At 31.9% G+C, this 19,104-nt stretch carries 21 protein-coding genes and 1 other RNA gene; 8 read left to right on the top strand and 14 right to left on the bottom strand.

The annotated features are described in order from the left end of the window. Positions 1-75: 75 nt before the first annotated feature. The gene (locus ACUUYC_RS14410) at positions 76-582 is read right to left on the bottom strand and encodes an outer membrane beta-barrel protein (RefSeq protein ID WP_474266816.1); all 507 of its coding nucleotides are present in this window, start codon (positions 580-582) and stop codon (positions 76-78) included. Positions 583-749: 167 nt separating this feature from the next. Between ACUUYC_RS14410 and xerA the strand changes: the two genes are divergently transcribed. After that, positions 750-1,652: a site-specific tyrosine recombinase/integron integrase gene (gene xerA, locus ACUUYC_RS14405; protein WP_474266814.1), complete on the top strand. Its 903-nt coding sequence runs from the start codon at positions 750-752 to the stop codon at positions 1,650-1,652. 57 nt (positions 1,653-1,709) lie between these two features. On the opposite strand, the gene ACUUYC_RS14400 is transcribed toward xerA, so the two are convergent. The 5 genes from ACUUYC_RS14400 to ACUUYC_RS14380 form a co-directional block, all read right to left on the bottom strand. After that, positions 1,710-1,883, bottom strand: coding sequence for a hypothetical protein (locus ACUUYC_RS14400; RefSeq protein WP_474266811.1), 174 nt, complete (start codon positions 1,881-1,883; stop codon positions 1,710-1,712). A 142-nt stretch (positions 1,884-2,025) separates the two neighbouring features. Further along, a complete protein-coding gene (gene rny, locus ACUUYC_RS14395; RefSeq protein ID WP_474268499.1) occupies positions 2,026-3,597 on the bottom strand; it encodes a ribonuclease Y in 1,572 nt (523 codons plus the stop codon). Between the two features lie 217 nt (positions 3,598-3,814). Next, a non-coding RNA gene (ssrS, locus tag ACUUYC_RS14390) (6S RNA) lies at positions 3,815-3,943 on the bottom strand. A gap of 52 nt (positions 3,944-3,995) precedes the next feature. Next, positions 3,996-4,289, bottom strand: a complete 294-nt coding sequence (locus ACUUYC_RS14385; RefSeq protein ID WP_474266809.1) for a cell division protein ZapA — start codon at positions 4,287-4,289, stop codon at positions 3,996-3,998. An 18-nt stretch (positions 4,290-4,307) separates the two neighbouring features. Beyond that, the gene (locus ACUUYC_RS14380; protein WP_474266807.1) at positions 4,308-4,598 is read right to left on the bottom strand and encodes a hypothetical protein; all 291 of its coding nucleotides are present in this window, start codon (positions 4,596-4,598) and stop codon (positions 4,308-4,310) included. Positions 4,599-4,780: 182 nt separating this feature from the next. Here ACUUYC_RS14380 and ACUUYC_RS14375 point away from each other — a divergent pair, with 182 nt between their 5' ends. The 3 genes from ACUUYC_RS14375 to ACUUYC_RS14365 all read left to right on the top strand — a co-directional run bounded on the left by ACUUYC_RS14375 (position 4,781) and on the right by ACUUYC_RS14365 (position 9,768). After that, positions 4,781-6,475, top strand: a complete 1,695-nt coding sequence (locus ACUUYC_RS14375) for a M23 family metallopeptidase (protein WP_474266805.1) — start codon at positions 4,781-4,783, stop codon at positions 6,473-6,475. A gap of 11 nt (positions 6,476-6,486) precedes the next feature. Next, positions 6,487-8,958: a TonB-dependent receptor gene (locus ACUUYC_RS14370; protein WP_474266802.1), complete on the top strand. Its 2,472-nt coding sequence runs from the start codon at positions 6,487-6,489 to the stop codon at positions 8,956-8,958. 165 nt (positions 8,959-9,123) lie between these two features. Then, positions 9,124-9,768: a hypothetical protein gene (locus ACUUYC_RS14365; RefSeq protein WP_474266800.1), complete on the top strand. Its 645-nt coding sequence runs from the start codon at positions 9,124-9,126 to the stop codon at positions 9,766-9,768. 94 nt (positions 9,769-9,862) lie between these two features. Here the strand turns inward: ACUUYC_RS14365 and ACUUYC_RS14360 are convergent, their stop codons facing one another. Together ACUUYC_RS14360 and ACUUYC_RS14355 are read right to left on the bottom strand one after the other, a co-directional pair. Beyond that, positions 9,863-11,695, bottom strand: a complete 1,833-nt coding sequence (locus ACUUYC_RS14360; RefSeq protein WP_474266798.1) for an ArnT family glycosyltransferase — start codon at positions 11,693-11,695, stop codon at positions 9,863-9,865. Between the two features lie 189 nt (positions 11,696-11,884). Next, positions 11,885-13,033, bottom strand: coding sequence for a cysteine desulfurase family protein (locus ACUUYC_RS14355; RefSeq protein ID WP_474266796.1), 1,149 nt, complete (start codon positions 13,031-13,033; stop codon positions 11,885-11,887). Positions 13,034-13,180: 147 nt separating this feature from the next. Between ACUUYC_RS14355 and ACUUYC_RS14350 the strand changes: the two genes are divergently transcribed. After that, entirely contained in the window at positions 13,181-13,708 is a 528-nt protein-coding gene (locus tag ACUUYC_RS14350; protein WP_474266794.1) for a hypothetical protein, read from the top strand. 118 nt (positions 13,709-13,826) lie between these two features. Here the strand turns inward: ACUUYC_RS14350 and ACUUYC_RS14345 are convergent, their stop codons facing one another. Both ACUUYC_RS14345 and ACUUYC_RS14340 read right to left on the bottom strand, forming a co-directional pair. Continuing rightward, entirely contained in the window at positions 13,827-14,384 is a 558-nt protein-coding gene (locus ACUUYC_RS14345; protein WP_474266792.1) for a Smr/MutS family protein, read from the bottom strand. A 28-nt stretch (positions 14,385-14,412) separates the two neighbouring features. Further along, the gene (locus tag ACUUYC_RS14340) at positions 14,413-14,655 is read right to left on the bottom strand and encodes a hypothetical protein (protein WP_474266790.1); all 243 of its coding nucleotides are present in this window, start codon (positions 14,653-14,655) and stop codon (positions 14,413-14,415) included. Between the two features lie 206 nt (positions 14,656-14,861). On the opposite strand from ACUUYC_RS14340, the gene ACUUYC_RS14335 reads away from it, so the two are divergent. Beyond that, positions 14,862-15,167, top strand: a complete 306-nt coding sequence (locus tag ACUUYC_RS14335) for a DUF2752 domain-containing protein (protein WP_474266787.1) — start codon at positions 14,862-14,864, stop codon at positions 15,165-15,167. Positions 15,168-15,193: 26 nt separating this feature from the next. Further along, entirely contained in the window at positions 15,194-15,514 is a 321-nt protein-coding gene (locus tag ACUUYC_RS14330; RefSeq protein ID WP_474266784.1) for a CCC motif membrane protein, read from the top strand. Between the two features lie 80 nt (positions 15,515-15,594). On the opposite strand, the gene ACUUYC_RS14325 is transcribed toward ACUUYC_RS14330, so the two are convergent. The 4 genes from ACUUYC_RS14325 to ACUUYC_RS14310 form a co-directional block, all read right to left on the bottom strand. Continuing rightward, positions 15,595-16,065 carry a DUF5362 family protein gene (locus ACUUYC_RS14325; RefSeq protein ID WP_474266782.1) on the bottom strand — a complete coding sequence of 157 codons (471 nt, stop codon included), beginning with the start codon at positions 16,063-16,065 and terminating at the stop codon, positions 15,595-15,597. Further along, positions 16,065-17,306: an ornithine--oxo-acid transaminase gene (gene rocD / locus ACUUYC_RS14320; protein ID WP_474266780.1), complete on the bottom strand. Its 1,242-nt coding sequence runs from the start codon at positions 17,304-17,306 to the stop codon at positions 16,065-16,067. Before rocD ends, ACUUYC_RS14325 begins: the two co-directional genes overlap by 1 nt. A 139-nt stretch (positions 17,307-17,445) precedes the next feature. Beyond that, complete coding sequence (locus tag ACUUYC_RS14315; protein ID WP_474266778.1) at positions 17,446-17,829, bottom strand: DUF6768 family protein; 384 nt, start codon at positions 17,827-17,829, stop codon at positions 17,446-17,448. Positions 17,830-17,834: 5 nt separating this feature from the next. Then, positions 17,835-18,374 carry an RNA polymerase sigma factor gene (locus tag ACUUYC_RS14310; RefSeq protein WP_474266776.1) on the bottom strand — a complete coding sequence of 180 codons (540 nt, stop codon included), beginning with the start codon at positions 18,372-18,374 and terminating at the stop codon, positions 17,835-17,837. 411 nt (positions 18,375-18,785) lie between these two features. On the opposite strand from ACUUYC_RS14310, the gene ACUUYC_RS14305 reads away from it, so the two are divergent. Next, positions 18,786-19,073, top strand: a complete 288-nt coding sequence (locus tag ACUUYC_RS14305) for a hypothetical protein (protein ID WP_474266774.1) — start codon at positions 18,786-18,788, stop codon at positions 19,071-19,073. The last annotated feature ends 31 nt before the right edge of the window (positions 19,074-19,104 follow it).

Here is a 19,104-nt window from a genome sequence, read left to right as displayed (position 1 = left end):
AATAGACAATTTTTACCCATAAAAAAAGGAAGCAATAGTTGCTTCCTTTTACTAGTTTTATAGTAAGATAAATTCTTAGAATCCGAACTCTACTCCTAAACCGATAGTATTGAAATCACCACCATCAATTGAAATTGCAGTATAAGAAGCGTTTAAGTTGATTTTTTCTGTAATATCATAACCAATTCTTGGTCTGTAATAAAAACCACCATCATTACCATCGTTGATTCCGATTGCATATCCAAGGTCAGCTCCTAAATAAAACTTATCAGAAACATTGAAACGACCAGCAGCTGCAAGTGGAATAAATTGAGCATCATCTACGTCTGCAGTAGCAGTAATTCCAAGTACAGTAACACTTCGCTCATCTCCGAAAGCTGAAGTAAATCCTGAAGCAACTCCAACATCAAATTTCTCTGACACATTCCATAAATAAGCTACATCTAAACCTACACTAAAAGAATAAAAATCTCCAGCGTCACCGATTGGTAAAGCTGCGTTTGCTCCTACTTTAAACTCTTGTGCATTTGATGTGAAAGCAAAAGCAAAAATTGCAATTGCTACTAAAAAAATTTTTTTCATCTTAAATAGTTTTTTAATTAATTCATTACAAAAGAACTAATTTTTGTAATTTGACATACATTTGTTAACTAATTATTAACACATTTTGACGCAACCCTATTTTTAACATTCTGATTATCAATTGTTTATTTTTTAACAAATTTTACTAAAATTATAAGATTTTTCCTATGAAATGGGTGCATACGCTTAAAGATTTCCAACATTTTTTGAGAATAGAACGCGGTTTATCTGACAATACAATTGTAAATTACACACTTGATGTAGAGAAGTTAATTCAATTTATTACAGATAATAAAATCAATCATTCGCCACTTTCAATTGATGAAGAAACTGTTCAACAATTTATTTATGAAGTTGCAAAAATTTTAAATGCTCGCTCTCAAACACGTATCATTTCTGGTTTAAAAAGTTTTTTTAATTATTTGGTTTTTGAAGATTATCGAAAAGACAATCCTATGGAACTGATTGAAGCACCAAAAATTGGACGAAAACTTCCTGATACATTAGCACTAGAAGACATTGAAAAATTGATTGCTGCCATTGACTTAACAAAGATAAATGGACAAGGTCATCGAAATAAAGCAATTATAGAAACTTTATATGGTTGTGGATTGCGCGTAAGTGAATTGGTAGGTTTAAAGTTATCTGACTTATTCTTTGATGAAGGTTTCATAAGAGTTACTGGGAAAGGAGATAAACAACGTTTCGTACCTATTAGTAGCTTTACACTGAAATATATCAACATTTATGTAAAAGAAGAACGAGTTCATATAAAACATATTCCAGAGTTTAGCGATACCGTTTTTTTGAATAGACGTGGAAAACAATTAACACGTGTGATGATTTTTACAATTATTAAACGTTTAACGGAGAAATCAGGCTTAAAGAAGAAAATATCACCACATACGTTCCGACATTCGTTTGCAACACATTTGTTAGAAAATGGCGCCGATTTACGGGCTATACAACTGATGCTAGGTCATGAAAGTATTACAACTACTGAAATTTACATGCATGTAGATAGAAGCCATTTGGCAATGGTCATGGAAAAATTTCATCCTAGGACATAAAAAAAACAGAAACCGTTAACTGATTTCTGTTTTTCTTTTTTTTGAATATTCTGTTAGTTAACAAGTACTCCAACAATCTTTAACAGATTTCTTTTCACCAACATATCTATGATTGCAATAACACATAAATGATGCTGCGAGGGAAGCTGTCACTTTTCCACCTTGTGTTTCAATTTGCTTTGCTTTAGAAAGCATGTCTACTCCTGCGAGATTTAAAATTTTCTTTAACATAACAGGTCTTATTTAGGTTATACTAAAGATATCTATAAATAATAGCTATTCGTCAATGTTTTGCCATAAACTAGAAACGTGAATACCGTAAGTTGTAAAGCTTAGTATCCACGTTTATGGCTTTATGTAAGTTTTTAAATACTTACTTTGCGATATTTACCGCTCTTGTTTCTCTAATTACTGTAATTTTCACTTGTCCAGGATAGGTCATATCCGTCTGAATCTTTTGTGAGATATTGAATGACAATTCAGCAGCTTTTGCATCATCTACTTTTTCACTCTCAACAATCACACGTAATTCACGACCAGCCTGAATTGCATATGCTTTCTTTACTCCTGGGAAACCAAAAGCAATATCTTCTAAGTCTTTTAAACGTTGAATATAACTATCTAATACTTGACGACGTGCGCCTGGTCTTGCTCCTGAAATTGCATCACATACTTGTACAATTGGTGATAATAATGAAACCATTTCTATTTCATCGTGATGCGCTCCAATAGCATTACAAACTTCTGGCTTTTCACCATATTTCTCTGCCCATTGCATTCCTAAGATTGCGTGAGGTACTTCTGTTTCTGTATCAGGCACTTTTCCTATATCGTGTAATAATCCGGCTCTTTTGGCTAATTTTGGATTTAATCCTAGTTCAGCTGCCATTACACCACAAAGCTTAGCAACTTCACGTGAATGCTGTAATAAGTTTTGTCCGTATGAAGAACGATATTTCATTCTTCCAACCGTTTTAATCAATTCTGGATGCAATCCATGAATTCCTAAATCGATTACTGTACGCTTTCCAACTTCAATGATTTCTTCATCAATTTGTTTGCGTGTTTTCTTTACGATTTCTTCAATACGTGCTGGATGAATTCGTCCGTCAGTTACCAATCTGTGTAATGACAAACGGGCAATCTCTCTTCTTACCGAATCAAAGCATGAAAGAATAATAGCTTCTGGTGTATCATCAACAATAATTTCAACACCTGTAGCAGCTTCTAAAGCTCTAATGTTTCGTCCTTCTCTACCAATAATACGCCCTTTAACATCATCAGATTCAATATTAAAAACTGATACACAGTTTTCAACAGCTTCTTCTGTTCCAATTCGTTGAATGGTATTAATAATAATTTTCTTAGCTTCTTGTTGTGCCGTTAACTTTGCTTCCTCTTGTTTCGTTTGAATGTAGCTCATTGCATCCGTTTTAGCTTCTTCTTTTAAAGATGCTACTAATTGGTCTTTTGCTTCATCAGCCGATAATCCTGAGATTACTTCTAATTGTTCTATTTGGCTTTTATGTAAACGCTCAACTTCCGTCTTTTTCTTTTCTACAAAGTCTAAACGATAGTTGTAATCTTTTACTTTTGATTCTATTTCTTGGTTGAGTTTTTTATTCTTTGATAATTCGCTAGAAATTTGAGATTCCTTATCACGCGTACGTTTTTCGGCTTCAGCCATCTTTTTATCCTTAGATAGGATAAACTTTTCATGTTCTGCTTTGAGCTCTAAAAACTTTTCTTTTGCTTGAAGAATTTTATCTTTCTTTACGCTATCTGCTTCTACTTTTGCTGCTTTTAATGAAGAAGAAGCTTCTTTTTTAGCATCTTGAATAATTTTTGAAGCTTGTTTTTTCTCCAAGCTCTTGGCTATCATAAAGCCTATAAATGCGCAAACAATGCCGACGGCGGCTGCGATTATGATTGTTGTACTATCCATCATCTATCGATCTTAATTATATATTAGTTATAATGTAAAGCATTGAATTTCAAGGCAAGCCTTACATTTTAAAAATTAAATTAAAGTTGAGTTGCAACTTTAAGTTCTGCTTTTCAGCAGGATTAGTTCAACTTGAAAATTTTGTATCCGTCTTTTCAGACTTCGTAAAACTGAGTTTCACTAATAAAAAAAGCCTACATTGATTAGAGTTTTGTATAAACTCCAAAAAAACAAGTTTAGAGCTAACAGATTGATCAAGGATCCGTCTAAATACTGAATAAATTCAGTACTAACAGCGTGCTTTTACAACCATGACTCACTCTTTTTAATTATATTAACGTTGAGTTTATCAAAAATAAAAACCAATGTAGGCAGTAACCTATTGTATTTTAAAGAACTTATGAGCTAAGTTGCGCCTTCAATAATTCGTCAAGCGCTTTTAATTTTTCTTCTAATGCGTTTTGATTTGCATCTTTATCTATCGTTTTTTGCTCTACCTGAGCTGCAAATTGCACGGCACACATTGCCAATACATCTTGCTTGTCTCTTACGGCATAGCTTTGCTCAAACTGTTTTATCATCGCTTCTATTTTCTTAGCCGCTTTGCGCAATCCTTCTTCTTGGCTTGCTGCAATGGTTAGTGGATATACTCTATCCGCAATAGAAAGCTTTATTTTGAGCTTATTTTCCATAGTGTAAAGAACTATCTTTTATTCGGCTAATTGTGCAATACAATGGTCAATTTCCCGAATTAGTGTATTTATTTTAAGCTTAGCTTCTTTTTTGTTGTTATCACTGCCAAGCATTGAATTTGCAATTTTTAACGTTTGAAATTTTTCTTCCCATGTTGAGATTTCTTCTTGCAAACGCGTTGTATTTTGATTGGCTGTTGCTAATTCTTGACTTAGTTTTTGGTTTTTTTGCTCCAAAACTGCAAGTTTGTGAAGCATTTTACTCACTCTATTTTCAAGAGAATCAACGATTTTCAAAGTACTACTCATTACATTTTTCTTCAATGCATATAATTACAAATTTAGCATTCATAAAATTAGTTCGCAAGGGTTTTGGTCATTATTTAAAGTATTACTTTAAGATTTGCAATTTTTGGTGCAGTTTTTGAATTTAAAGATTCCGAATTAACTTAGTATTAGCTATTTTAGCTTTTCAAACGCATTTTTGATTTATGTACAGACTGTTTTTTATTTTTATATTTTTCTTTTCCCTTGCCTTTTCTCAACAAAAAATTCCACAAAACGATTTTAGATCGCCGCTGGATATTCCAGTTATTTTGTCAGGAACTTTTGGTGAATTGAGAAGTAATCATTTTCACTCAGGACTAGATATTAAAACGAAACAAAAAGAAGGTTTTGAAGTATTTGCCATTGGAGATGGACATGTTTCTCGTATTAAAATTCAACATTGGGGATTTGGAAAAGCGTTGTATGTAACGCATACAAACGGTTATACTTCTGTATATGCGCATTTGAAAAAGTTAGCTCCAAAGTTAGAAGCGTATTTAAAAAAACAACAATATAATAAGGAGCGTTACGAAATTCAGTTGTATCCAAAAGCAGATGAATTGGTGCTAAAAAAAGGAGAAGTTATTGCATATTCTGGAAATAGTGGTTCTTCTGGCGGACCGCATTTGCATTTTGAAATTCGTGATGCAGCTTCCAAACCAATGAATCCGATGTTGTTTGGTATTGATGTAAAAGATTCACACCATCCGACAGTAAATGGTGTGTTTGTGTATGCATTGTCAGATTCTGCTCAGGTTAATTCTTCTAATAAAATTGTACAATTACAATTAAAGAAAGGAAAAGAAAAGAATAGTTTTATTGCTGATAAAGTATTCGCTTCGGGCGAAATTGGCTTAGGTGTAAATTCATATGACCGACAAGATTTAGCATTTAATAAAAATGGAATTTACCAATTGGAAAGTTCTGTAAATGGCGTAAAAAACTTTAGTTATGATTTTCAAAAGTTTTCTTTTGGTGAATCGAGATATATTAATACGCTGATTGATTATGCTCGTTTTAAAAGTAAACGACAACGTGTACAACGCTGTTTTGTTACTGATGCCAATAAACTCAGCATTTATGATGATGTTGTTAATAACGGAAAGATTCAAATTGAAGAAGGAAAAGAATACACAGTTGTTTTAAAAGTTAAGGATTTTAAAAATAATACAACTACAATTACAGTTCCTATTATTGGTAAAAAACAAAAGATTACACAAAAGAAGAAAGAAATTGTTACGAATAACTTAGTTACACGAAATTCTGAACATACAATTAAAGAAGGTGACGTTAGTGTTTATATTCCGAAGCAAGCATTTTATGAAGATTTCTATTTTGATTTGAGTAAAGATAAAAAAGGTCGTTATAAAATTCATAATGATAAAGTGCCAGCTCACAAAAATTTTGTCATTACGTTTGATGTTTCATCATATCCGGTAGCTGAACGCAAAAAATTATTCATTGCCAGTTTAAACAGAAAAAAGAAACCTTCATACAGTAGGACAAAAAAGAAAGGCACTAAATTTACGACAAGTACAAAAAATTTAGGAACGTACTTTATTGCAAAAGATACAGTTCCACCTAAAGTGAAACCTGTGAATTTTGCCAAGAATAAGTGGATTTCCAGTAAAAAGTATTTAAAAATAAAAGTCACAGACAACCTTTCAGCGGTACGAAGTTATCGTGGAACTATTAATGGAAAGTGGATTTTATTTGAATATGACGCCAAAAAAGGTATGTTATCTTACGATTTTAGTGATGTTGCTTTTACCGAAGCAAAACATAATTTAAAATTGATCGTTACTGATAATGTTGGAAATAGTACTACTTTTACAAGCACGTTTTTTAGAAAAAATTAAAACTAATTATATTGAAACCAATACGAAACATCCTTTTCTTCGGTTTTTTCCTGTTTGCAAACTTCATCATTGCGCAAACAGCAACTGTTAGAGGAGTTATTTTAGACAAGAACAATAAACCAATTGAGAATGTAAATATTAGCACTTCCGTAGATTCGGGAACGCAAACGAATAAAAACGGTTTTTTTAAAATCGTTATTCCTGCTAATGAAAAAATTACACTTACGTTTTCGCACATTACACTCAAAAACATCACCGTTACACTTCAGTTGAAGAATGGAGAAGATTATGAGTTTTATCCTGTAATGAGTGAAAGTACGGAACAAATTGGTGTTGTCGTATTAGATTCTCGTCGAAGAAAAGACGTGCAAGGAATTCAAACTATTGCCGCAGAAACAGTAAAGTTGATTCCTGGTGCAAATCCTGGAGTAGAAAATCTATTGATGTCTTTCCCTGGTGTTAATAACAACAATGAATTAAGTACACAATATTCAGTTCGTGGTGGAAATTACGATGAAAACTTAGTGTATGTAAATGAAATTGAAGTATATCGTCCATTTTTGGTTCGTTCAGGACAACAAGAAGGATTGAGTTTTGTAAACTCTGATTTGGTTCAAAATATAGATTTCTCTGCTGGAGGATTTCAAGCAAAGTATGGAGATAAACTTTCTTCAGTTTTAGATATTACTTATAAAAGACCTGTTCGCTTTGGCGGAAGTGTCAACTTGAGTTTACTTGGTGGAAGTGCTTCTATTGAAACTGCAAGTAATGACAGCAAGTTTTCTACCATTTCGGGAATTCGTTACCGAGATAATAGTTTATTAGTAAATAGTAAGCAAACCGAAACAAATTTTAGACCGCGATTTACAGATTTTCAAACGTACATGACGTATAAGTTTTCAGATAAATTTGATTTGAGTTTCTTAGGAAATGTTTCTTTCAACGATTATGATTACGAACCATTAACACGTCAAACTAACTTTGGAACTCTACAAGATCCGATTGCATTACTCGTATTTTATGAAGGTCAGGAACAAGATCGTTACCGAACGTATTTTGGAGCTTTAAAAGCAAATTATTATCTCAACGATGATGTAACATTAAAGTTTATCGCGTCAGCATATCATACTACAGAACAAGAACATTTTGACATTTTAGCACAGTACCGCTTAGGAGAAGTAAATACAGATATTGGTGGTCAAGATTTAGGAAGTGTAGAATTTAGTGAAGGAATTGGTTCGCAATTAAGTCATGGTCGAAATGATTTAGATGCCTTAATAGTTAATGTAGAACACAAAGGAAGTTATAAAATTAATGATGATGAAAATCAAGTTGATTGGGGAATTAAATATACACATGAAGATATTCGTGATCGATTGATCGAATGGGAAGTGATTGATTCAGCCGGATTTTCTATTCGTCCACCATTACCACAATTTTCAAACAATCAACCATATACACCTTATGAAGGTCCAATAGAACCTTTTCAAACGGTTCGCGCACGAAATAATACACAAATTGATCGTGTTTCTGGATTCGCACAATGGAGTAAACAATCAACACTTGGAGAACACGACGTTTGGACAAACGTTGGTGTACGTGCACATAGCTGGACAGTAAATGGTGATGGAATTGAAAGTAATGCACAAATGGTTTTCAGTCCAAGAGCGCAATTTGCTATTAAGCCAAATTGGGAAAAAGATATGTTATTCCGTTTGTCGGGAGGATTTTATCATCAGCCACCTTTTTATAGAGAATTACGTGGTCCTGATGGCGTTGTAAACCCAAATGTAAAAGCACAACAATCTGTACATGTGGTTTTAGGAAACGATTATAGTTTTAAACTTTGGGACAGACCTTTTAAGTTAACAACTGAAGCGTATTATAAGAGTTTATCTGATGTAAATGCCTATACAATTGAAAACGTTCGAATTCGTTACAGAGCTGACAATGCTGCAACAGCATATGCATATGGTTTAGACTTGCGTATGAATGGAGAATTTGTTCCTGGAACAGAAAGTTGGGTTAGTGTTGGATATTTAAAAACAGAAGAAAACATTAATAATCGTGGATATATTAGCAGACCTACTGATCAACGTTTGAAGTTTGCAGTATTGTTTCAAGATTATATGCGTAAGATTCCAAACTTAAAATTGTATTTAAACTTAACATATAATACAGGATTGCCTGGTGGATCACCTAGTTATTCTGATCCGTATAACTTTCAAAGTGAATTACCTGATTATAAGCGTGCAGACGTAGGTTTCTCCTATGTTTTAGTAGATAAGGATAAACAATTTGACAAAGGTTGGAAATCTGCTTTTAAAGAATTGAATGTAGGTTTTGAGATTTTTAATGTATTTGATGTACAAAATTCAATTACCAATACGTGGGTTCGAGATGTGTATACAAAGCGTCAGTTTGGAATTCCAAATTTCTTAACTGGTCGTGTGTTTAATGTAAAAATGGGAATGCGTTTCTAGTTAGATGTTAGATGTTAGATGTTAGATGTTAGATGTTAGATGTTAGATGAAAACTAAATAATCCTAGCTCACTTCGAGTGATTTTCGATAGAAGATTGTATCGAGAAGTGCTTTTGAAACGAAGATATAATAGATTCCTGTCTACAGGAATGACAAAAAATTGTAATGAAGAAGATAGTTATCCTTTTATTATTAGTTGTTGGAATACAACAAAGTACTGCACAAAAAAAAATATATGTAAGTGATAAGTTTGAAGAACTTTCTAAAGATCATCAAACTATTGCTATTCTTCCTTTTCAGACTACTTTAAATTTAAAAGCTGCGCAAGAAAAATATAGTGAAAAACAACTAAAAAAGTTTGAACAACAAGAAGGTGTTGCCGTTCAAGAAGCATTAGAAAGTTATTTTTTGAATCGTAAACGCAAGAAGAAACTTAAAATTGATTTGCAAGATATTAATACTACGAATAGAATCTTGAAGAAAGCAAAAATTACTAGTGAAAACATAGACATTTACACACCACAAGAATTGTGTAAATTATTGAAAGTAGACGCAATTATTAGTGGTTCATTGACTTCTCGCATGTTACTTTCTAAAGAGGTTGATACGTCTTTTGACTTGATTACATTCCTTAAAGGAAAATCCGATTACGGAAAAATCATCCTTAAATTGAGTGATAAGAATACTGGTAAATTGTTATGGCGTTACGAAAAAATCATCAATAGAAAATCTGGTAAAAACACTTCTACCATTATTGCTAAAATGATGCGAAAAGCTAGTAGACAGTTTCCTTATGAAGAAAAGTTATGATTCGCTATTTTGAATTAATTCGGTTGCTTTTTTTTATCTAAAATTAATAGAACTGTAGCAAACTTCAGTATAGACTGGAATTACGATTGAAAGTTTAGTTAGCTTCATTGATCACTTTTATTTTTACATTGTTTTCGTATACGCTTCTTTCTATGATTTCATCATTTTTAGCTCTTTTTATAACTTCTCCATTTAGTTTGCCATGTTCCCAAACTCCCGTAAGGTATTCTCCATTTTTAAAATAGAGCGTTCCTTTACCATGTCTTACATCATTTTTCCAGTTGCCAGTATATTTTTGTCCGTCTTCCCAAACATACGTTCCCAAGCCGTTTCTTTTTCCGTTTTCCCAAGCTCCCCAATATCCTAATTCTGGTAAGAATTCCATTAAGTATGTGTTTGGGTTTTTAAGTTCTTTAATGATTTTAAATTTATTGGGATATCTATCTATTACAGGAACTAAGTATTTGTGAGTTGAAGAATATCCGAGTTGCTCCACAACTACATAGTCTACATTTTTACTTTTTAAGTATTCAATTTGCGCTTCTCTATCTAGTGTTTTTTGATAGTTTGTTACATTCTTTTTTGAAAATAGATAAAATAAACCTTCTTTCCGTACTGAAGTTACAGAATTGTCAGTCGTGTTTTTTTGAACCCAATCTGCCAATGCGAAGTAATTTTTGTAGTTGCTTGCATAAGCTCCACTTGCTTCATCTTCCAATTTAGCTATTGATTCACTTCCATATGTAAAAGACCATAACCCTAAAATCAGTATCATGACTGTAGGAATAACATATTTTTTATACTTCGGAAAAACTTTAGAACTTATTAGTTTCAGTAATTCTATCATTCCAAAAATGACCAGAAAAATAAGTAATGGTATTAATGGAAGTAAAAAACGTATTCCAAACCATACATGAGGCCATACCATAAGTAATGAAAGGAAAGCTATACTATATGAAAGGATAAAAATTTTGAATTTTGGCAGTCTAAATATTCCAAATGAAATTATTCCAATAATCAAAAATCCTAAAAACCATTCTATTAAAGGAGCTGCTGCATCTGTATACATAATATCTTTAGAAGATATAATACTTGAAGGTATTTCTTTCGTTATATATCTTTCTACATTTAGTGAAATTCTTTCGCTAATATCTAAAAAATCGATACTTCCAAGTTCAGGTTTATATGGATTTTTTAAAAATAGTTGATGTATGTAAGAGTTTCCAGTAGCATTCCTATTTCTAAGTATCCAAGGTAGATATAATAGTATAAAACCACCAATTGAACTAAAGAAGTATGACCATCTTTTTTTTAGGAATAGATAAAATACAATACTTACAAATAGCGCCAATGCTACTGAACGAATGTAAAATGAAAACGACAGGCATATTAATAATAGCAAGAAAATCCAGTTCTTAAAAACAGGTTTAGAGAAATCTATCTTTATAAATAACCACACAGATACCATTGAAAAGAATAGAAAAGGAATTTCACTCATCATAATCGTAGAATAGACTAATAGATGATAATTGAGTAGTGCTATAAAACTCGTAGCAAAAGCAATATGATCGTTTTGCGTAAGTTTTTTTACAATGAAAAATAGTAATAATATAGCTCCAAAAAGCAATATACCATTGAACACTTTAATCGTTACAATATCATTTGAAAATAGTTTTGTAACGCCAGCTATTACCAATGGATACCCTGGTGGATAATGATAATGCGCTTCTTTTTCGAGATGTTGAATGTTTGTATAACCATCTCCATTAGCAATCGCTGTACCCAACATATAATAACTAACATTATCACCAACCAAGCTTACTTTTTTATCAAAAATATTACTGTAAATTTTGATAAAAGTAACAGCTAGAATTACTATATATATAATTCTAATAAGTTTCTTGTTAGCTGCGATGGATTTAATCATTAGTGTTTTAGGGTTTCAAAATAGCTACAACTTAAACAGCTTCTAATATAGAGATAATTTAAAAGATAATTGTTACTTGATGCATGAATGGTAACAACATAAAAAAAGCGAGTTCGTATTGAACTCGCTTTTGTTTTTATATCGTTATTGTTTATGAGATTCTGAATCAAGTTCAGAATGACGTATACATTATGAATTTGCGTATTCGCTTAATACTTCTATTAAATAATCGATTTCTTCTTTTGTATTAAATTTTGAGAATGAGAAACGCAACGATGGCTTTTCTAAATCTTCATTACTTAAAATTGCACGTAATACATGTGAACCTTTACTGCTTCCCGATTGACAAGCACTTCCTCTAGAGCAAGCAATTCCTTTTAAATCCATATGAAATAATAGCATCAACGCTTTTTGCTGATTAAAAGGTAAACATACATTTACTAATGTGTATGTGCTTTTTGTAGTTTCATGACAGTTACCGTTGAATTTTACTTCTGGCAATACTTTTTTAAGCTCGTCCATGAAGTACATTTTCAAACCTTCTACATAGCTTTTTTCTTCTTCTATATTGTCATAGGCAAGTTTGAAAGCTTCTTCCAATCCAACAACATTATGAACTGCTTCTGTTCCTGCACGGAATCCACGTTCTTGCGATCCACCAAAGATTAACGGTTTTAAGCCTGAGTTTTTTCTAATAAAAGCAAAACCAATTCCTTTTGGTCCGTGAAATTTATGCGCTGCTGCTGCTAAGAAATCAACATTTGTTTTTTGTAAATCCCATTCAAAATGCCCAATTGATTGAACCGAATCTGAATGAAATAATGCTCCGTATTCTTTACATAACGTTCCGACTCTATCGGCATCTAAGATATTTCCAATCTCGTTATTAACGTGCATTAAACTTACTAACTTTTTAGAATTATCTGATTTCAATAATGCTTCCAAATCCTCATAATCAGGCGTTCCACACGATTGTAATTTTACATAAATCACTTTTATATCACTTTCTACACGCAATTGTTCTACGGTATGCAAAACTGCATGGTGTTCAATTGGTGACGTAATAATTGTTGTGACTCCTAAATCACGTACAGAACAACGCAATGCCATATTATCTGCTTCTGTTCCTCCAGAGGTGAAAATAATTTCTTGTGGAGAAGCATTTAAATATTTAGCAATCGTTTTACGAGCTGTTTCTATTAATGTTTTTGAAGAGCGACCATAACTATGTGTTGAAGACGGATTTCCGTAATTCTCTTCTAAAGCTACCTTAATGCGATCTACAACTTCTGGTCGAATTTGTGTTGTAGCGGCACTATCAAAATATACATTCTTCATTCGTAATTTATTATAAATAGGGTTGGTTTAAAATAAAGATGAACAAAAATAGCTTAAATAAAATTATTTGCAATAAGTTTCGTTATAAATAGAGTTTTCTTATACTTTTGCTTATATATTTATACGAATTTTTTAATAGCATATTTCATGAAAAAATTATTGTTACTTTTTGTCCTAGTGTTTACGTTTGGTTGTGATGATGGAGATTTACCCTTGGAAGAAATTGACTTTACAAGTACAGCAAGTGTAGATTCTTGTAATACTGTGGCTGGCGTTACATTACTTTTTAAGATTGATAGTGTTAATGCTTTAATATTAGAAATTCCAAATACACTAATTGTAAATACGATTACTGAAGATGAAGCTCCACGAGAAGCAAATTTAACAAACGCTAGTATTAATGCGTATTATAGAGGTTTCAATACAACTATTACAAGTACTTATTTCTGTAGCGAATTGCCTCCTTCTGATGTTCAAGTAAATTTAGAATATACTGCCAATAATGGTATTATAAAAGTTGTTACTACTGAGGTATTTGATACTACTGATCCAACAATGGTAACAGATTATAAACATGAAATTACGTTTGAAAATATTGTGTTTTCAAATGAAGTTGGAGATAGTGTAACGTATGAGTTATTTGATTACGGTACAATTACAACGCCAATAGAATAGGTTTAAGGAAATTGAAAACCTCAATTCTAGCCAAACGTCTTTTCGAGTGATTTTTGAAGAAAATTGTATCGAAAAATACTTAGAATAGAGAATGGAAATTTAAAAATCTAGTATCAAATTAACTTTTAGGATTTTGATAGATGTATACTTCAGTGGCACCTAAACCATACTTTTGATAATTTGCATCATAGTATTTAACGTTATCATAACGTCTAAATAAATACGCTAATTCCTCTTTTAAAACGCCTGCGCCAACTCCATGAATAAATACTACTTTAGGAATACGCTTGCTAATTGCAAAGTCTAATTGACGTTTTGCAGCATCTGTTTGTATCGTAAGCATATCATAATTACTCAATCCTTTGTAAGCATTGGTTAGTTGATGAATGTGTAAATCGACTTCCAAAATAACTTCAGAACGATCTTTTCTCGATTTTACTAAAACACGTTTGGGTTTCGTTTGCGCTTCTTTTTCTTGAATAGCATTATGAATTTTTTGATATGATAAATCGAGCGCTATTTCATTAGAGTTTACTTTGACCAACTCAGAAGCTTCAAATGCAATTGGAAAACCTTCACTTGTTTCTACAGTAATTGTCTTTCCATTAACAGATTGTACAACTCCACTAACGACATCATCAATTGCTTCTACCTTATCACCTACTTCAAAATTCATGACTATTATATGCGTTTACTTTTGTTATTTATTCCTCTTCTTCTTGTTGTTCGTATTTTTCTCTATTAAAGTATTCTTCGTCTTCATACTTTTTTTGTTTGTTTGAAGTTTGCATCGAAGTTACTTTGTAGACTCCAAACATCATCATAAATAATGCAATGATTGTAACCACTATTTGTCCTTCGCCTTGAATGTTATCTCTAAAAAGCAACATTCCTGCTCCACAAAAAAGAAGGAAAAAGTAAAGTGTTGTTTTATATTTTAATTTCACTACATACAATTTTAGACCTCAAAAATAATATTTTCTTTTCAAGCATTCCTTTCATTTATAAAATGATCAAAGAAATAAGTGTCAATTTTCATCTTTTTCGCAAAAAAAGTATCTTTTTCCGTAACATTCCATCTATAAATACTACTCATGAAACAGTTGAATATTGAATAAAGTATTTTCTATATTTGTAAAAACGAATTGTAAAAATGCATAATGCGCTCATTTTTTTAGGACAACTTGAAGATTATATGCTTCCATGTGTTTCAAAAAAATACTTAGGAATTGATTGCTTTGGTTGCGGAATTCAACGTTCTTTATCATTCCTTTCACAAGGAGAATTTATAGAAGCATTTAAAATGTACCCAGCAATTTATACGCTTATTTTATTTTTTATCCTTGTAGGTTTCAATATCTTTTATAAATTTAAAAGTTCTCAGAAACTGGTTAATATTTTAGGAATTGCAAACGTCGTTATTATTATAATCAGCTTTTTAATCAAAAAATTATATTAAATTTAAATAATCAAACTATAACACACATGAAAAAACAACTCAATCCAACGTTAGTATATGTCTTATCTGTAGTAGGTTTTCTTTGCTGCTGCTTCAATGGGCTCGGATTTTTACTTTCAGGAGCTGCTTATTTTGTAGCCGATAATAAAATTAAAGGCGCTACAGCAAATCCTGATGATTATGAAGGTAATCTTAACAATATGAATACAGCTAAAATTGTTGCTTTAGTTGTGACTATTATTAATGTAATTTACTTTTTATACTCTATTTACTATTTCTCTACTGGAGGATGGGAAGAATCTCAAGAGCAATGGAGACAGATTTTAGAACAAATGGACAATCAATAAGAAATTAGATTTTTCTATATATATAAAAGCGGATGTAAAATTTACATCCGCTTTTTTTATGTACTCTATTTTTATAAAATTTAAAATCCTGTTGCGCCTGCAATGATTACAAAAACAAAAAGCAATGCATATATTCCGGCAATGCTCAATATTAAAATTCCTATGAATTTATAATGTGATTTTAGACTTGAAAAAGCAGCTGTTAAATCTTCTGTGTTTTTTTCTTGTAATGCAGATTTCATTCTTCGCGAAAATCTATATAAATACATTACTGGAAAAAAATACAATACTGCCAATATAAAATATACTATAGATACAAATTCCATAGACATTCCTCCTGGTCCTCCAAATAAACTCGCGTTTCTATTCACAGCAGAAAACATCACGAATGAAAATATCGCAATCAACAAAAATAATCCTATGACTATAAACCCAATTATTGATAAAATAAAAGCCCATTTTGCAGTTTCACGCAGAAACTTTTTGGAGTTTTCATTTAATCGTAATTCGAAATTATCAAATACTGAACTATCTTGTTGTTTTAAAGGCACTATTCAAATTCTTTAAGTGTTTTTATAATAATTGCTACACAATCTAACAATTGTTCTTTTGTCATTACTAATGGCGGTGCAAAACGAATAATGTTTCCATGTGTTGGTTTTGCAAGTAATCCATTATTTTTCAAAGCCATACAAATATTCCAAGCTGTATCACTTTCTTCTGTATCATTGATTACAATTGCATTCAATAATCCTTTTCCTCTTACAAGGTTTACAATAGTACTTGTTTCAATATATTTGTTTAATTCACCTCTGAATAATTCTCCCATCTGAGTTGCATTTTCTGCTAACTCTTCATCTCTTACAACTTCTAACGCTGCAATTGCAACTGCTGCCGCTACAGGGTTTCCTCCAAAAGTTGAACCGTGATTTCCAGGACGAATTACGCTCATAATGTGATCATCTGCTAACACAGCTGAAACTGGGTATGCGCCACCCGATAATGCTTTTCCTAAGATTAAAATATCTGGTTTTACATTTTCATGATCTACGGCTAATAATTTTCCAGTACGTGCAATTCCTGTTTGTACCTCATCAGCAATAAATAATACATTGTGTTTTTCACATAATGCTTTCGCTTTCGCTAGATATCCTTCTGATGGAACATATACACCTGCTTCACCTTGAATCGGCTCTGCCATGAATCCTGCAACATTTGGATTATTTGCTAATGCTTCTTCCAAAGCAGCAAGGTTATCATATTCAATTTTGATAAATCCGCTTGTATATGGTCCGAAATTTTTACGTGCTACTGGATCATTTGAAAATGAAATAATAGTTGTTGTTCTTCCGTGAAAGTTATTTTCGCAAACAATAATTTCTGCTTTGTTCTCCGCAATTCCTTTTTTCTCGTATGCCCATTTTCTACAAATTTTCAAAGCAGTTTCTACCGCTTCGGCTCCTGTATTCATTGGTAATAGTTTGTCGAAATTGAAATATTCCGATGCAAATTTTTCATAACGACCTAAGATGTCATTATAAAATGCACGAGACGTTAATGTCAATGTTTGTGCTTGAGACACCATCGCATTTACAATTTTTGGATGACAATGTCCTTGGTTTACTGCTGAGTATGCAGAAAGAAAATCGTAATATTTTACGCCTTCTACGTCCCAAACGTATACGCCTTCACCTCTATTCAAAACCACTGGAAGTGGATGATAGTTGTGTGCTCCGTACTTGTCTTCTAATTCAATTGCTTGCTGAGATGTTAATTGTTCTAAAACAGCCATTTTAATAAAGTTTTAAATGATAGATAAAATTACCATTCCTTCTCTACCTTTATCTTTTCGAGGAATCGAAAATTCAGCGTGGGAGAGAAATCATCCCTAGAGACTTGCAAAATACTAAATATTAATCTCGAATTAAAACTTATTCAGATATTTTAGACGCTAATGAAGATACTTGTAACTCTAAACGTTTCATTTCTCTTAAAATAGCACGTTTATCCATTTGCATCCAAGCGTATACTTTTATCATAGACATAAACATTGCACTAATTACAATACCCAATCCCCATTTTATAAGTTCGTTTGTTTCTGTTACGTCAAAAAACTGAATGAAGCAATAAATCATGAATCCGAATACACCTAGATTAATGATATTCATAATGACAGCCAACCAACCTAATTTCCCTTTAAAAATACTTCCTATAGATCCAAAAAGTCCTTGCTCGTCCAATTCATCGTAAAACTTTGATTCTTCTTCTGTTAGCGTTTCTTTGATTAACGCATCTATATCTTCCATTGTGCTCATAATTTCTATTTTTTTAATTGTTTTTTTAATTGTTCTCGTGCGTGATACAAACGCGATTTTGCAGTTCCTACTGATATTCCTAAAATGCTTGAAATACGTTTTAAAGAATAATCATCTACATAAAACAAACGAATTATTTGTTGTTGACTTGTTGTCAATTGTCTGATAGCCTTCTTTAACTGTTGCTTTGCAAACGTTGTATCTGTTGACGGAATTTCCTGAATGGATTTTGTAACCTTATAATCTTTATGACTTTGTACCTGTTTAGAAACTGATCGCGTCCAATCAATTGATTTTCTATGTACAATTCGTAATGACCAGCTTTTAAAACGCGTTGGATTTTGTAATGTTTGTAGGTTATCAATGATGAGTTTCCAACTATCCTGCGCAATATCTTTGGCAACTTCAGCATCTTTTACAATCCAATATGCATGATTACAAAATGTTTTATGAAAACGTTTTACTAACACCGCAAGTGCTTGCTTATTTCCTGCTACGTATTGTGTGACCAATTCGCCATCTGGTATGTGATTTTTTTTATGCATAAAAAACTTCCGTCTATACTACAGACGTGAAAAAATTGTAAAGGTTCATTTTTTGAGAAAAATTTTATCCTTTTTTAAAGATACGGGAAATTTTGGTTGTCGGGTTTTGGGTTTTGGGTTTTGGGTTTTGGGTTAATTTATTTATGGGCAATTTTACTTCAAAGAATAAATTCTTAAACTTATAAACTTCTAACTCGTTATTCATTATTCATTATTCATTATTCAAAAATACTTTTACATTTAAAATTTTGAGTTTTACATTTTACTTTTCTCTAAATTATGGGTGTTTTCCTTCTTTTTCAGTCACTTATAAGCTTGTACTTTTGTAATATGATTAATCATTATATCATACAGGAGCTATCCGAAAAGCCTATATAAAAAGAGTAGGAAACCTATCAAAACCAAAACATTATGGCAAGTCAATGCAATTCAGTTGTTGTGAATCCTATTAGAAATGGAAACAACCTTAACATTTTAGTCGGAGCACAATCTGGCACAAATCCAGCAATTTTAACGTGGATTATAGTACGTCAAGGTGGTTCTACACGTTATTTTTATCCAGACGATTTCAATATTGGTGGGCAATATGTATATCCAGGTTTAAGTCAATCAAAACTTAACATTGCTATTTCTCCAGGAGATGTAAAAGTAGAAGTTTACTATAGTGATTCTAATTGTACTGCTTCTGCTGGTGCATAATCACCAGTTAGTTTACAATTAAAAAAAATGA

The organism is Kordia sp. E (assembly GCF_056033805.1).
The sequence above is the reverse complement of the archived record's forward strand: the minus strand, read 5'-3'. Positions and strand labels throughout refer to the sequence as shown.

Excerpts from the sequence above, each read along its gene's own strand:
- ACUUYC_RS14365 (WP_474266800.1), top strand. The coding sequence starts at position 9,124 with ATGAAGAAGATAGTTATCCTTTTATTATTAGTTGTTGGAATACAACAA.
- ACUUYC_RS14345 (WP_474266792.1), bottom strand. The coding sequence starts at position 14,384 with ATGAATTTTGAAGTAGGTGATAAGGTAGAAGCAATTGATGATGTCGTT.
- ACUUYC_RS14375 (WP_474266805.1), top strand. The coding sequence starts at position 4,781 with ATGTACAGACTGTTTTTTATTTTTATATTTTTCTTTTCCCTTGCCTTT.
- ACUUYC_RS14305 (WP_474266774.1), top strand. The coding sequence starts at position 18,786 with ATGGCAAGTCAATGCAATTCAGTTGTTGTGAATCCTATTAGAAATGGA.
- rocD (WP_474266780.1), bottom strand. The coding sequence starts at position 17,306 with ATGGCTGTTTTAGAACAATTAACATCTCAGCAAGCAATTGAATTAGAA.
- ACUUYC_RS14380 (WP_474266807.1), bottom strand. The coding sequence starts at position 4,598 with ATGAGTAGTACTTTGAAAATCGTTGATTCTCTTGAAAATAGAGTGAGT.
- ACUUYC_RS14335 (WP_474266787.1), top strand. The coding sequence starts at position 14,862 with ATGCATAATGCGCTCATTTTTTTAGGACAACTTGAAGATTATATGCTT.
- ACUUYC_RS14385 (WP_474266809.1), bottom strand. The coding sequence starts at position 4,289 with ATGGAAAATAAGCTCAAAATAAAGCTTTCTATTGCGGATAGAGTATAT.
- xerA (WP_474266814.1), top strand. The coding sequence starts at position 750 with ATGAAATGGGTGCATACGCTTAAAGATTTCCAACATTTTTTGAGAATA.
- ACUUYC_RS14310 (WP_474266776.1), bottom strand. The coding sequence starts at position 18,374 with ATGCATAAAAAAAATCACATACCAGATGGCGAATTGGTCACACAATAC.
- ACUUYC_RS14355 (WP_474266796.1), bottom strand. The coding sequence starts at position 13,033 with ATGAAGAATGTATATTTTGATAGTGCCGCTACAACACAAATTCGACCA.
- ACUUYC_RS14350 (WP_474266794.1), top strand. The coding sequence starts at position 13,181 with ATGAAAAAATTATTGTTACTTTTTGTCCTAGTGTTTACGTTTGGTTGT.
- ACUUYC_RS14400 (WP_474266811.1), bottom strand. The coding sequence starts at position 1,883 with ATGTTAAAGAAAATTTTAAATCTCGCAGGAGTAGACATGCTTTCTAAA.
- ACUUYC_RS14315 (WP_474266778.1), bottom strand. The coding sequence starts at position 17,829 with ATGAGCACAATGGAAGATATAGATGCGTTAATCAAAGAAACGCTAACA.
- ACUUYC_RS14330 (WP_474266784.1), top strand. The coding sequence starts at position 15,194 with ATGAAAAAACAACTCAATCCAACGTTAGTATATGTCTTATCTGTAGTA.
- ACUUYC_RS14410 (WP_474266816.1), bottom strand. The coding sequence starts at position 582 with ATGAAAAAAATTTTTTTAGTAGCAATTGCAATTTTTGCTTTTGCTTTC.
- ACUUYC_RS14360 (WP_474266798.1), bottom strand. The coding sequence starts at position 11,695 with ATGATTAAATCCATCGCAGCTAACAAGAAACTTATTAGAATTATATAT.
- rny (WP_474268499.1), bottom strand. The coding sequence starts at position 3,597 with ATGGATAGTACAACAATCATAATCGCAGCCGCCGTCGGCATTGTTTGC.